This is a genomic window from Finegoldia magna, from assembly GCF_018371055.1.
Lineage (GTDB): Bacteria > Bacillota > Clostridia > Tissierellales > Peptoniphilaceae > Finegoldia > Finegoldia magna_I.
The window spans coordinates 1-14206 of record NZ_JAGYZD010000022.1 but is presented as its reverse complement, the minus strand read 5'-3'; the positions used below and the strand labels follow the sequence as shown (position 1 = coordinate 14206).

Annotated in this window: 17 protein-coding genes and 1 pseudogene; 3 read left to right on the top strand and 15 right to left on the bottom strand. The window is 30.5% G+C overall.

What is annotated here, in order from left to right:
• The 6 genes and pseudogenes from KHW44_RS02050 to KHW44_RS02025 form a co-directional block, all read right to left on the bottom strand.
• Window positions 1-389: pseudogene (locus KHW44_RS02050) on the bottom strand (FprA family A-type flavoprotein); the annotation flags it as partial.
• Between the two features lie 22 nt (window positions 390-411).
• Window positions 412-1239, bottom strand: coding sequence for an ATP-binding protein (locus KHW44_RS02045; protein ID WP_304065328.1), 828 nt, complete (start codon window positions 1237-1239; stop codon window positions 412-414).
• The gene (locus KHW44_RS02040; RefSeq protein ID WP_094208390.1) at window positions 1214-2047 is read right to left on the bottom strand and encodes an MBL fold metallo-hydrolase; all 834 of its coding nucleotides are present in this window, start codon (window positions 2045-2047) and stop codon (window positions 1214-1216) included. The genes KHW44_RS02045 and KHW44_RS02040 overlap by 26 nt, the downstream gene beginning before the upstream one ends.
• Window positions 2048-2146: 99 nt before the next feature.
• Complete coding sequence (locus tag KHW44_RS02035; RefSeq protein ID WP_294684669.1) at window positions 2147-3373, bottom strand: O-antigen ligase; 1227 nt, start codon at window positions 3371-3373, stop codon at window positions 2147-2149.
• Window positions 3374-3556: 183 nt separating this feature from the next.
• Window positions 3557-4546, bottom strand: a complete 990-nt coding sequence (gene argF, locus KHW44_RS02030) for an ornithine carbamoyltransferase (protein ID WP_002835415.1) — start codon at window positions 4544-4546, stop codon at window positions 3557-3559.
• A gap of 2 nt (window positions 4547-4548) precedes the next feature.
• On the bottom strand, window positions 4549-5730 hold the full coding sequence (locus KHW44_RS02025) for an arginine deiminase (protein WP_002835416.1): 1182 nt from the start codon (window positions 5728-5730) through the stop codon (window positions 4549-4551).
• A 138-nt stretch (window positions 5731-5868) separates the two neighbouring features.
• Between KHW44_RS02025 and KHW44_RS02020 the strand changes: the two genes are divergently transcribed.
• On the top strand, window positions 5869-6372 hold the full coding sequence (locus tag KHW44_RS02020) for a GNAT family N-acetyltransferase (RefSeq protein ID WP_002835417.1): 504 nt from the start codon (window positions 5869-5871) through the stop codon (window positions 6370-6372).
• 72 nt (window positions 6373-6444) lie between these two features.
• Here KHW44_RS02020 and KHW44_RS02015 read toward each other — a convergent pair whose 3' ends face one another.
• From KHW44_RS02015 to KHW44_RS01975, 9 genes are all read right to left on the bottom strand, one after another.
• Complete coding sequence (locus KHW44_RS02015) at window positions 6445-6918, bottom strand: hypothetical protein (protein ID WP_002835418.1); 474 nt, start codon at window positions 6916-6918, stop codon at window positions 6445-6447.
• Window positions 6919-7040: 122 nt separating this feature from the next.
• Window positions 7041-8030 (bottom strand): bifunctional glycosyltransferase family 2/GtrA family protein, encoded by a 990-nt coding sequence (locus KHW44_RS02010; RefSeq protein ID WP_154254488.1) that lies wholly within the window; start codon window positions 8028-8030, stop codon window positions 7041-7043.
• Window positions 8031-8047: 17 nt separating this feature from the next.
• On the bottom strand, window positions 8048-8281 hold the full coding sequence (locus tag KHW44_RS02005; RefSeq protein WP_002835420.1) for a DUF951 domain-containing protein: 234 nt from the start codon (window positions 8279-8281) through the stop codon (window positions 8048-8050).
• Complete coding sequence (locus tag KHW44_RS02000; protein WP_094206902.1) at window positions 8265-9104, bottom strand: mechanosensitive ion channel family protein; 840 nt, start codon at window positions 9102-9104, stop codon at window positions 8265-8267. The genes KHW44_RS02005 and KHW44_RS02000 overlap by 17 nt, the downstream gene beginning before the upstream one ends.
• Before the next feature lie 3 nt (window positions 9105-9107).
• Entirely contained in the window at window positions 9108-9362 is a 255-nt protein-coding gene (locus KHW44_RS01995; RefSeq protein WP_002835422.1) for a DUF3343 domain-containing protein, read from the bottom strand.
• Window positions 9362-9943, bottom strand: a complete 582-nt coding sequence (gene yedF / locus KHW44_RS01990; protein WP_094206901.1) for a sulfurtransferase-like selenium metabolism protein YedF — start codon at window positions 9941-9943, stop codon at window positions 9362-9364. The genes KHW44_RS01995 and yedF overlap by 1 nt, the downstream gene beginning before the upstream one ends.
• Before the next feature lie 2 nt (window positions 9944-9945).
• Window positions 9946-10908 (bottom strand): hypothetical protein, encoded by a 963-nt coding sequence (locus tag KHW44_RS01985; protein ID WP_281683115.1) that lies wholly within the window; start codon window positions 10906-10908, stop codon window positions 9946-9948.
• Window positions 10901-12439: a chloride channel protein gene (locus KHW44_RS01980; RefSeq protein ID WP_304065305.1), complete on the bottom strand. Its 1539-nt coding sequence runs from the start codon at window positions 12437-12439 to the stop codon at window positions 10901-10903. The genes KHW44_RS01985 and KHW44_RS01980 overlap by 8 nt, the downstream gene beginning before the upstream one ends.
• A complete protein-coding gene (locus KHW44_RS01975) occupies window positions 12439-13113 on the bottom strand; it encodes a hypothetical protein (RefSeq protein ID WP_094208379.1) in 675 nt (224 codons plus the stop codon). The genes KHW44_RS01980 and KHW44_RS01975 overlap by 1 nt, the downstream gene beginning before the upstream one ends.
• Window positions 13114-13237: 124 nt before the next feature.
• Here KHW44_RS01975 and KHW44_RS01970 point away from each other — a divergent pair, with 124 nt between their 5' ends.
• Window positions 13238-13675, top strand: a complete 438-nt coding sequence (locus KHW44_RS01970; protein ID WP_035109253.1) for a MarR family winged helix-turn-helix transcriptional regulator — start codon at window positions 13238-13240, stop codon at window positions 13673-13675.
• Between the two features lie 9 nt (window positions 13676-13684).
• On the top strand, window positions 13685-14206 hold a 522-nt coding region (locus KHW44_RS01965; protein WP_304065300.1), incomplete at its 3' end, for an ATP-dependent metallopeptidase FtsH/Yme1/Tma family protein.

The window sequence follows — 14206 nt, the reverse complement described above, 5'->3', positions numbered from 1 at the left end:
TCACCTTCTCCAACTTCGATAAAATGGTCAGAATCAATTTCATAATAATCATTCAACATTGATCTTGTTTTCTTGTTTCCAACTATTTTTATATCTGGATAAAGATCTAAAATTTGTGGAATTGATCCTGAATGATCTGGTTCTATGTGATGAATTACCAAATAGTCTAATTTTCTATCTTTTAAAATCGCTTTAACATTATCTACAAATTCATCACTTTTGCTAATTTTTACAGTGTCCATCAAGCAAGTTTTTTCTCCTGTAAGTAAGTAAGAATTGTAAGCTACTCCATAAGGCAATGGCCACATGTTTTCAAAATATTCTGTTTGTCTGTCATTTACACCCAAGTAATATAAATTTTCTTGGATTTTAATTGGTTCTGTTCCCATATTTCCTCCTATAAATTAACGATTATAAATCATTTTCACCGTAAGTATCCAAAAAGTTATACTTTTCTCCATTATATTCATACCCAAGAATTCTTGATACATCAACATTTTCACTGGATTTAAATATTGAATTTTCTACATTAGTAAATCCTCTATTCGACAATTCTTCAATCAATAGTTTGATTTGTTTTCTCATAGATCCTTCTGTTTTTTTAGTTACAGAACAAGCACAATCTAATGCTTTTAGCCCTGAGTAATTCAACCAACTTTTTACAGATTCTTCTCTAATTAAATACATTGGTCTGATAAGTTCAATCCCTTCAAAGTTATTAGAGTGAAGCTTTGGCATCATAGTTTTATAATTTCCAGAACACAAAACATTCAATAAAATTGTTTCAATCACATCATCAAAGTGATGTCCCAATGCCATTTTATTGCAACCAAGCTCTTTTGCTTTGGAATAAAGCGCACCTCTTCTCATTCTCGCACACATATAACATGGATTATTCGATGAAATCTTCTCGCTAACACTAAATACATCAGTATCATACATGTGATAAGGAATGTTAAGTTTCTCAAAATTTTCCTTCTCAAGTCTAGTGTTTTCTTCGCTATAACCTGGATTCATCGCTATAAATTCAAGGTCAAAATTATTCATTCCGTGTTTTTGAAGTTCTTGGAATAATTTCGCAAGAAGCAGACTATCCTTGCCACCACTCATACACACGGCTATTTTATCTCCATCTTGAATCAAATCATATTGTTTTATGGCCTTTATAAACTTCGACCAAATGTGTTTTCTATATTTTTTTATAATTGCTCTTTCAACTTCTTGTACAGTTCTTTGCATATATCTCCATTTTTTCTAAATCTACTATGTTACTAGGGCTATATCTTTCAGCTACTTCTAAACTCACAGCTTCTCCAACATCAAGTCCCAAACTCCTCAAATAATCTTCAACAGTACTTAGTGCTTTTCTTGGAGTATTATTCTCCTTACTCAAATGCGCCAATTGAATAACTTCGTGATTTCCTCTTAGAATATCTCCTAATAAGTACGCACACGAATCATTGGACAAATGTCCGTGATCCGACAATATTCTTTGTTTTAATGCTGGAGGATAACTCCCGTACTTTAGCATATCAACATCATGATTTGCTTCAATAAAAAAAAGATTCGAATCTTTAATTTCTTCATACACGCTATCTTCGATAATTCCAGTATCAGTAACTAAAGAAATTTTCTTGTCGTCCTTGCTAATCACATAACCACAACTATTTGCGCTATCGTGACTAGTTTTAATCGGTAAAATATCCAAATCTTTGAAATTAATATGTCTATTATTTTCGAAGATATAAATATTCTTATCATTTATCTTTCCAATCTTGCTATCCATTGCATACCAAGTTTCAGTATTTGCGATAATTGGCAAATCGTATCTTCTACTCAACACGCCAATTCCTTTAATGTGGTCTGCGTGTTCATGAGTCACAAAGATTGCATCTAATTTACTTGGGTCTACGTTTATATATTTAAGTAGGTTTTCAATAGTTTTACCACTAAAACCTGCATCGATTAATATTTTGGAGTGTTCTGTCTCTATATATTCGCTATTTCCGCTTGATCCACTTGATAGCGAACAAAATTTAAAACTCATTCAAAATCCTCCTTGTTTACTATTATAATTGATATTGTGTTTTTTTTAAAGTAAAAAAGATAGTTGGTATATTTTACCAACTATCTTGAAATTTTTGTTTTATTTTTCGTAAATATTTTTTGTATTAAAAGTTTTCTTATTCTTGAACAAACTTAATTCTGCAACAGGCACAGTGGATAATTCACCAACTCCTACAACAAATGTTAAAAATATGAATGAAGTTTGTGTCCAAAATATTGTAACATCCACCATACTGTGAATCATAACCATAATTATCATTGCAACAATCATTTTAGTGTATTTTTTTGAATACAGACTTTTGATTTCTCTAAATAACTGATAAAGAATTGGAACTAACAATCCAGCCCCTATCAATCCGTAATTAACCAAAATATCCAAATACAAATTGTGTGAATGAAGAATCGCACGATCTCTTATTGTAGTGTAAATATTGTGAATTCCAAGTGGACCAACACCAATTATGAAGTTTTTCTTGAAAGCTGCAATAGCACTAATCCAAATCGATCTTCTAAGACCCATATCGAATCCAATTTTGTCAATTCTTGGAACCAAATCCATCCTACCCGCTGCCACAATTCCAACAAATGCCAATGCAAATAATGAAATAATCGCTACAGTGTATTTTCTTTTTTTCATCATAATCGTAAGAGCAAACACAGCTATGAAACTAGCAAACATCGCTCCCCTTGAATCTGTGATCAATAAAGTTAGAACGCTTAAAACTCCAACTATAAAAGAAAATAATCTTTCAAATGATTCTGTCGAAAAATACTTGTATGCACTGATTATTCCAACCAAAGAACACACCATAGCATAATAATTTGCATTGAAAAAGAATGTTCCAACAGTCGTTCTATTTTCACTGATGTATTTCATGAATTGCGTGTAGTTGAATGAATTGTTCTTCAAAATTATCGAATACTGAGTCAATGTTATCAAGAAACAGAACGATGCAAACAACATGATAATTATCATGCAGTCTTCCATAAATTGTTCTGTCATATTTTTCCTAATAAAGAGCACAAATACAAAAAGCACAAACATTCCTACAGTCGCAAGTATTCCATAAGTATTGTTGAACACAATGCTTACTAATAAGGAATAAGCAGCGAAAATCAATCCAAAAACAGACAGATTAGACTTATCAAAAATTTCCTTGAATTTATTTTGATACACAAAATAAAACATATCCACTATCAAAACGCCGATTCCTATATAAAACGGCATAAACATTGCAATAGCAGTCAACAGAATAAATTTTTGGTCTGTACTGTAATTCAATATTCTATTGTAAAAACTTTTCATATTTCACCTCTCATTCGTATCTTATACTAATATAATATCAAAAATCCGTGATAATATACGTTTTTTGACAAATCGTAACTATTGACGATGACAAGATATTTTATCAAAAATTCCGGAATTTTGCAATATTTAGCAATAAAAAATGAGAGATAGTACAAAAGCTATCTCTCAAAAATTTAAAATTTATTTATTGCCGATTGTTTCTACCATAACTGCTTTTATAGTGTGCATTCTGTTTTCAGCTTCATCAAATACTTTTGAATATTTGCTGTAGAATACTTCATCAGTTACTTCCATTTCTGACAAACCAAATTTTTCGTGGATTTCACGACCAACTTTAGTTTCTAAGTTGTGGAAAGATGGTAAGCAGTGTAAGAAGATTACGTTAGGATTTTCAGTCATTTCGATTTTCTTCATATCTACTTGGTAATCTTTAAGTAAGTTAATTCTTTCTTCGAATTGATCTTCTTCACCCATTGATACCCAAACGTCAGTGTAGATTACATCTGCACCTTTTAAGCTATTGAAATCGTCAGTAACTGTGATTTTAGCACCAGATTCTTTGGCAATTTCTTGGATAGAGTTCATCATTTCGTTTGATGGATGTAATTCTTTTGGTGCAAGATTTACAAATTCCATACCTAATTTAGCAGCTCCAATCATTAAAGAGTTTGCCATGTTGTTTCTACCATCACCAACATAAACGAATTTAACTTGGTCTAAGTTTTTGTGGATGTTTTCTTTTACAGTTAAAAAGTCTGCTAAGATTTGTGTTGGGTGATAAATATCAGTTAAACCATTCCATACTGGAACTGAAGAATATTTTGCTAATTCTTCTACAGTTGCATGGTCAAATCCTCTAAATTCGATACCATCGTAGAATCTTGATAAGACTAAAGCAGAGTCTCTTACAGATTCTTTCTTACCGAATTGGCTATCATTCATACCTAAGAATGTTACATTACCACCTTCATCGTGGCAAGCTGTTTCAAATGAACATCTTGTTCTAGTAGAAGTTTTTTCAAATAACAAAACAATATTTTTGCCCTTTAAAGTTTCTCCTACAATACCCATTCTTTTCTTTTCTTTTAATGCAGCACTTACATTTAGTAAATGTTCGATTTCTTCTTTAGTGAAATCTTTTAAAGTTAAAAAATCTCTTCCTTTTAACATAATTACATCTCCCTTTCAAATGGCATACTCATACATCTTGGACCCCCACGTCCTCTAGATAATTCGCCTGATTTAATAGTTCTTATATTTACATCAGCTTCTTGTAACAAGCTGTTTGTAACATTGTTTCTGTCGTAAACAATAACAGTATTTGGTGCAATCGCCAAAGTATTTGAACCGTCATTCCATTGTTCACGCATTTGATCTATCGGATTAGTTCCTCCACATCTTATAATTTTTACATTATCAACGTGTAAATTTGTAGATAAAATTTCTTCTAATGAACCCTTTTGAACTTCTCTTTGTAAAGTGTTATCTTCAAGATACAACTTTTCAACATACAAAGGTCCTTCTATAAGTGGGTGAACTGTGAAAATTCCTTTATCAATCATTGTGAACACAGTGTCCAAGTGCATAAATTCTCTTTTGTTAGGAATTTTGAAAGACAAAACAAATTTGAAATCTGATTTTTCCAATAAATTCTTAGCGAATTTGTCAACACTTTCTTTTTGTGTTCTTTGAGAAATACCAACAGCTACACATTCGCTGTTCAATATTAAAATATCTCCGCCTTCGATAGAAGTATCTTCTGTTCTATCGTAAATTTTTTCAATATCGTTGAATCTAGAATTATAAGTGAAAATATATTTTGCATAAAGCGTTTCCCTATTTCTAGTTTCCGACCACATTCTATTGATACTCACACAATTTCCTACAAAAGAAAATGGATCTCTTGTGAAATACAAGTTAGGCATTGGATTAACAGCCAAAAGTCTTCCACTTTCGTCATTAATACCGATTTCATCCAACCTAACTCCTGACATAGTTTTAAGTATCAATTCTTTCTCATCTGAGATATTTGTAAGTAAATCTCTTAGTAAATTGATTTCATCTGCGGACTTATTTCCCGATTCTTCTAGGAAATCTTCGATAAATTGTTCTCTAACGTCATCTTGTTTGATAGATTCTGCAGCCAAATCTTCTAGGTATAATACTTCAATACCTTCATTACGCATAGTTTCGCAGAAAAAGTCATGTTCTCTGATAGCATTTTCCAAGTAAGGAAGTTCATCGAACAATAACTCTTCCATAAAATCAGGAGTCAAATTATTTAATTCTTCTCCCGGTCTGTGAACTATTACAGATTTTAACTTATCAATCTCAGAGTAAATATTTGGTTTCAATATGTTGCCTCCTTAACTGATTTCCACATAAAATTATAACACATTTACAATAAAAATTAACACAAAAATATCGAAATTTTTTTAATATTAAAATACTTTTTGAAATATGTTAAAATTTTATATAAAATGAGGTGAAAAATGATAAAAAGAATTGCAAACGAAAATGATATAGCACAAATAATGGAAATTGTTGAAAACGCCAAATCATATATGAAAGAAAATAAAATAAATCAATGGAGTGAAAATTATCCTAATGAAGATGTTTTTTTAACTGATTTGAAAGAAAACAGATTATACGTAGCAGAAATAGATGGAAAAGTTGTAGGAATGGCTGTGTTAGTCTTGGATGGGGATGAGGATTATAAAAACATAGATGGAAAATGGCTAATCGATGGAAAATACGGAGTAATTCACAGAATAGCAGTAAACCCAGATTACAAATCACAAAATGTAGCCAAAAATCTGTTGGATTTCTTTGAAAATAAATTAAAAGAATTAAACTACGACTCCATAAGAGTGGACACACACAAAGACAACAAATCCATGCTAAGATTTATTGAGAAAAACGGATTTCAAAAATGTGGGATAGTTTATATAAGAAAAACAGACGAGAGAATAGCATTCGAAAAACCATTGAAATAAAATAAAAATAGCAAACCATTTACGTGAGGAATGTCCACCGTTGGTTTGCTATTTTTTATTAGATTTTCAATTTTAAGTATCAATTTCTGCAAAAAACAAAGTATTAGTTTTTGTATCATAAACTGCAAGTGTAAAATTCAAAGATGAACGTTTTAAAATATTTTGATTCTTGTCTTCTTGTCTGTCGATTAACTTATAATAACCTTCAGAAATTTCTGGAAAAAGCGATCTGGAATTATGATCCGTCACATAAGATGATGTTTTTTCATCTCCATACATTAAAGTTTTCGTTGTTTTATCCAATGGAAATTTCTTCCAGTTACTATCCGATTTTATCTGATTCAATGTATCGTTGCTGTCAAATTCAAATGTTATAAATCTTGTCCCATCTCCCATTGCTCCATGATCATCGTATTCCATGATTTGATTTGCTTTAACTAATTTTAAGTTAAGTTCATCAGACACTCTTGATTTGTCACTTTGCGCACAACTTACCATTAATAATGAAATGATAATCGCAAATAACAAATATCCAATTTTTTTCATAATAATCTCCTTTCAAAATTATTATACAACAAACCTAATGCACAAAAATCTACAAAATTTTAAAGATTTGCACTAAAAAAGCACTTCTATTAAAAACTCTATAATTTTTTCTATTAAAAGTGCTATTTGAATATTATTCTTTTTTGAATGTTGTAGCTTACTATGAACATCAAAGCTTCAGTTATGATTTTTGCCACAAAAACTTTAATTCCTAAACTTGACAAAATTTTCAACACAATAGTATTCAAAGCTAGTATGAACACTACTAATGTCACGTATTTGATGTATTTTTTTAGGATTTTATCTTTATTTTTGAATACGTATTTGTTATTCACATAAAAGTTAAACGTGCTTGACACTGCCCTTGCTATTATATTGGACAGCACCAAACTTTGTACGTCTAATTTGTAAACTAACAATAAAAAAGTAAAATAATCCACCAAAAAACTCAAATAACTTGACGCAGAAAATTTCAGTATGCTTTTGTAGATTTTGACTGAATCTTTTAGTGCATTAAAATGACTTGTTTCATTATTTTCTATATAAATAGTTTCGATAGGAACTTGCATTATGCTTTCAGAATCGAATTCGTAAAGCATATTCATTTCGTATTCGTATCTTTCTCCTTCGATTCTTATCATTTTATCAAGATTAGACGTATTAAAAGCTCTGAGTCCCGTTTGCGTGTCCTTGATGTATTTCGATGAACTAGAATAAAATACCATTCTAGTTATAGTATTACCAAGCAGAGATTTAAGAGGGATTCCTCTTTTCAAATCTCTCACTCCAAGTATTAATTTATCCTGATTTTGTTCAGAATATTCTATCAATTTCAAAATATCCTTGACCAAGTGTTGTCCATCTGCATCGCTTGTAACCACAGTCCCTGACGCTTGTTGTGCTTTCAAATATTTGAATGCAGTTTTAAGTGCAGCTCCTTTTCCCATATTAGTTTGATGCTCAAGAAGAACTATATTATTAAGTTTTGAAAAATCATATTCGCACGGACCGTCTTTAACCACAATTATATTGATGTGGTTGTTGTTTAAATTTTCCACCAATTTTGTGAGTTTTTCATCTGGTTTGTACGCTGGTATTACAACGTAATTCATAATTCTCCTATCGTTTTTTATTCGTCATCTTCTGGTTCGTAATGAACTATGGATACAAATTTGCCGTTTTTATCTTGAATTTTCCTGATTCTTTTGTTAAATTCTAACCTTGTAAGCCACACTATTTTATCGCAACCCAAGCATTTTAATTTAATATCTGCTCCAGTTCTTAAAATCTCCCATTTGTTTTCACCACATGGGTGACCTTTTTTTAGTGTTACAATATCATTTACTTTATATTTCATCTTCATCACCTGCTACAAAATAACAATTCAAATCCATTGATTTTGATTTGGCTTTTTCTATGAATTTTTTGATAATTTCTCTTTGATACAAGTATTGAGATTCTGGTTTACAACTACCCCAAATCGTAATAGTCATGGAGTTTTTATCCATTTTTGTAACGCCTATTAGCTCTGGTTTTTTTACAATATCTGAATACTCATCTACCAATTCATTAGAAATTTCATCTATGATTTCAGTATATTGACCCAAACTGTATTTGATTGGAACTTCCATTTTAACTTCAATTCTTTGGTTTTCTTTGGATAAATTAGTCACCGTGTTGATTTGACCATTACTTATCATATGAATAGCTCCGTCAAATCCTCTTATTTTTGTAACTCTAAGTCCCAATTCTTGAACGTTACCTTCAATTCCATTTATAATCACATGGTCTGTGACTTTGAATTGATTTTCAAGAATCAACGCAAGTCCACTGATTACATCTCTTATTATAAATTGTGCACCAAAACCAATAGCAACCCCACCAATACCAGCAGTAGCCAATATCTTATCTGTTTTTACTCCAAACAAATCTAGTACATGGACTACACAGAAAAAATAAATTATATATTTGATGGTATTGTTCAACAATTTAGTAACTGTGATTTGTCTGCCTTCAACAGATTTTCCCTTTTTCATTAATAACTTATCGAAACTTTTAGTTAAAATGCTTACAACTATTTTCGTAAATACGATGATTAACAGGGATAATAAAATCTTGGCCAACAAATTTAGTTGACCAGCAGAATTATAAAATATTTGATTGAACTTTTCAATATTAAATAACATGAATTATTCTTTTACCTCATTTACAAAAATTACTCCATCTACTTTAAGATACGACCATATCTTAGCGATTGGAAGTTCTTTTTTCAACGCAATCATCTCATCTTTTTTATCAGGATCCAACATAATAGCTAATCCACAACTTTCAGAAATTTCCCTTGGAGTAGGGATAGTTTTAATATCGTATCCCATACTCACAAGTTTACTTTCTGTCATCATTGTAAAATTAACTGATGTAAAAGTTAGTAATATCTTTTCCATTATCTAATAATTACATTTCTGTCAGATTTTGATAAAGTATCGTAAATTACATACATGTTAGTAACTTCGCCTATCAAAAGTTTTTCTTTTCTATCGTAGAAGTCCAAGCAAGCGCCACAAGTCATAATCTTTGCACCCTTTTCTTCGATTTTCTTTAAATCGTCGATAACTTCTGATCCTTCAGTTGTCAAATGTATTCCGTAGTTGAAGAATAAAAGTGTACTTGGTACTTCGTCAGCTTCTGCTACAGAATAAATGTATGATTTAATAAGTGATTTGCCTAATTTTTCATCTCCATCACCCATTTTATCGCTTGAGAATGCTAAAACTAAATTACCGTTAGTTTCTTCAACCTTCTTTTGTGCTCCTTTTTCTTTTACAATAGTAGTTTCAAAGCCATAATCTGTTTCTACATAACTGAATTCGAAACCTTGACCATTTGCGTATTTTTGTAAATTTTCAACACAGTACATGTCGTCAACTTGTGTCTTAACTGTACCTTCTTCTAATTCATCAAATACATTTTTTGTCATAATAATTGGTCTTGGACAAACTTGTCCTCTTGCATCTACAATTTCCATAATTACCTAATCCTTTCTATTCTGTTATTAAATACTAAATAAAAATCATCTTCTCCTGTTATTGATTTAAGATCCGATGCTTTATATTCCACTAGTTTGGAATCCTCAAACATAAAATACCCATTTTGGTTATATAATATGCAGTTTTTGTCATTTGAATATATTTTAAGTGAATCATCTATTTTAGATTGGCTCACCAATTTCAAATCCTTATCGTATATTAAAAGTTCTCCTGTTTTTGTAATTACATATACGTTTTTATCTGAAATCCCAACATCTTTTGTCCCGTCGAATGATTTCGATTTTGTAATTTTAGCTTTGTCAAAAACTTTGATATATCCATCAAACACTACGATTAATTTGTCATCGACATATTTCATTCTAAAAATCGGCTTATCGATGAAAATATTTTTGTAGAAAAGTCCCTTTTCATCATACATGTAAATCTTAGAAAAAATTCTTCCGTCACGCTTTCCTATCGTGCTAAAAGCATAATTTGATTTATCCGACGCTATCAAACTAGATACTTCGTCTTTCATATCAAAGCTTTCCAAAATTTTCATATTATTAACAATTGAAAATTCATTTTGTGTATCGACAATAATATGGTCTTTGTTTGCAAAAATATAGGAAATATCAGATTTAAAAGATAGCTTTGAATTCATCTTTCCTTTTGTATTATATTGCAACAAATCCTTTTTATCAATCAAATAAAGAAATTTGCCATCAAAATAATAAGGCTTTTTGTCGTCGTAATCCTGTTTTAGAATTAAGTTTTCATTTTTGTACATGAAAATCTTGTTATCGTAGTGAGTTACTACGTAATTCTTCTTCAATACGGGGCTATTTCCAGTGTTAATATTGTATACATTTTTCTTAGAAAACATCATCACCGCCAAGACGCATACAAGAATAGCGACAACTGCAAGTAATATATAGTTCAAGTTTTCTTTTATTTTATCCATTATTTTCTCCAAAAACTTCAAGAACTTTCATTCTAGTATCATAAAGTTGTTCATCTTTTACTAAAACAGTGACAATATCTCCTGTTTTTAATACGCTCTCTCCATTTGGAACGTATTTTTCTCCATTTGAATCCACTTCTGCAATCAATGCGTCTTTTGGAAAATCAATATCTTTGATTTTCTTATTGGAAACACAATTTTCATATCCAAGTTTTATATCAAACATTGTGAATTTATCATTAACACCTTTTCCAACAACTCTTTTGTTCAACATTCTCTTTAATAAAATATCGTAAATTGGTTCGAAATTTAAATCCATGCATATAAAATATGCCATGATTGAACAAAATGCCAACCCCAATAAATGAGTCATATTTCCATTTAATTCCAGTACCAACACAACACTCAAAAGAGGACTTCTAACAACAGCTGTTAAAACACAAACCATAGAAAGCACAACAAAATTTGACAAATAAACATCTTGCACAACGCCGAAAGCACTCATTAAATTAAAATAAAATAATCCTGTAATTCCACCTAGAACCAAAACCGGCAAGAAAATACCACCTTGAGTTCCAGTCGCATAAGATGTCGATGTCATAAACATTTTGAATAACAAAAGTATTATTAAAACCAAAAATGAATTGTAATTGTGTGATGCCATGTTTTCTATAAATGAATGGCCTCCACCTAAAATATCTTTGTAGAATAATCCAACTACAGATACAAACGCAAAAAATATTGCTATCTTCAAATCTTGTTCAAGCTTAATCTTCGCAAATACATCTTGGAAAAACGCGATTGAATAATTAAATAGTTTCCCAACGGCGCAGCAAAGTATAATCATCGGAATAATCAATAAATAATATTTTGTTGGCAGTGCATAGGTCATTCCAAACGAAAACACTGGTTTGATTTTGAATATTCCAACAGCGATAACATCGGCTACCACTGCTGCAGCAAAACTTATTGCAACCACTTTTTTTGAAAAAGATTTGTGAAGCTCTTCCAATATGAAAACAAGCCCTGAAATCGGTGCTGAAAAAGCAGCTGAAAGACCTGCAGCAGCTCCTGCAGTTAAATACAATTTCTCATCCGTTTTGCTTTTTCCAAATTTTTCTGATAGCCACTTAGCACTACTAGCTCCCAATTGAATTGAAGGGCCTTCTCTTCCCAAAGAAAGTCCCACTAATGAGGCAATTGCTCCTCCTACAATTTTGGAAACAGTAACTCTAAAACTATTTTGATTAAAAGCTCCGATAAGTTCTCCTTGAACTTGAGGAATACCACTACCACCTGAAAGTGGGGCCCATTTAAGTAATTTGCTAACCACAATTCCTAGGACAAATGATACTGCGATAATTAAAATAGCTCTTGGAAAGCTGTTGTTAGAATAAACGGCATTTCTAACCACTTCTAATTTACTTAGCAAATATCTGTAAAAGACAGCCAGTCCACCTGAAAATACTCCGATGGATAAACTCCCTAAGAAAAGCGACATAGAAGAGCCTATTTTAAACTTTGTTTTCATTAAATAATCACGCTTTCTAAAAATTCTCTAAATCTATCGATATTATATGTAACTGAAATATACGTTTCAATTCCCTCTCCTTCAATCAAATTATTTTCTTCATCAATTTTTAAATTTGTTTGTGCATAAATAAAATGATCTTTTTTGGAGTATGCGTACAACAAGAACAAATCTTCAATTAGTTTTTCTGATGATTCATCAAACATTTCATTCAAAATATCAGTATAATCATTTTTGTTAAATGTGTCATTCGTAATCATAAACACACTTTTACCATTTAATACATTCAAATCGCTGTTTTCTGATTTGACATATTTATCGTACATGAAAATATCATCTAATGATTCAAGAGCCTCAGTGTTTTCCGTAAAAAATTCTGACAAATATTTCATGTTAGAGAAATTCAGCAAATCAATATTTTTAAAATCACCTAAAAATCTTGATAATACGACATCATTTTCACTCATAAAATCTTTCAAAAATACAACTTCTACATCCCAATCCAAATTATCCATCAAATCTAGAACGTTATTATTTACATCAGATTCTATTGTGATTAAAGATATTTCAAAAATTTCTATATTATTCAAAATTACGAGTAAATCCATAGCTTGTGTACTAGATTCAAAATTCACCCACAATTTTTTATAGTCTTTTTTATTAAAATTTTCCATATTTTACATTTATCTCCATAATTTCTATATAATTAACATATATACTGTAATTAGTGGATAACCACTTATGTGTATTTTATTATATCAAAACACATAATATTTTAAAAATTAAATGGAGGAAAATATGGATTACAATTTAATTAACACAGAATTATCTCAATTGTTGAGAGAAACTTATCGTAAAACAGACGCTTTATTGGCACCAATTTCAGATAAATACGGATTAACTATTATGAAAGTTAAAACTTTATTTGAATTAGGCAAAAATGATGATTTGACTATAGGTGATATCGGAGTTTTAGTTGGTATGGCTGGTGGAAACATCTCTAACTTGTGTAAAGCACTAGAAAAAGAAGGATATGTTTCAAGAAAAAGATCTGAAAAAGACGAAAGAATTGTTACTGTTCGTTTGACAGAAAAAGGAAAGAAAATCATCAACAATATCGTTGAAGAAATTTCTGAAAAATATAAAAAACAAATTAAATTAACTAACGAAGAATACAATAGTATTATCAAAAGTTTGAATTTATTAAACGAAAAATTAAATGTTGAATTAATGTAGTGGCACAATATGAAAGAAAACAAGCAAAATAAGAAGAAGATAATAATTTATTATCTTATAGCTATAGTTCTTTATGCTGTGGTTGCCGGCTTGCTTTTCCCTACTTTTTCAAAAACGAAAGAAGAAGAAGTACCTTACAATAAATTTATCGAAATGCTCGATAAAGGAGAAGTTAAAGAGGTAAAAATATTAGACACTCATATCAATTTCAAAGCAAAAGATAAAAACAACGTAATCTACAAAGCAGGATTGATTAGAGACGAAAAATTAGTTGATCGCTTATTGGAAAGCAAAGTCCAATTTTCAAGCGACATTCCTAGTAAATATGCACCACTTTTATCAATTTTCTTACAATTTGTCTTGCCATTTATAATAATATTTGGTTTCTTGCAATTAGCAATGAGCCAAGCTACTAAAAAAATGGGAGGCAATGCATTACAATTTGGTAAGAGCAACGCAAAAATTTACGTTGAAAGTCAAACTGGCAAGAAATTTACAGATGTTGCTGGTCAAGAAGAAGCCAAGGATGCT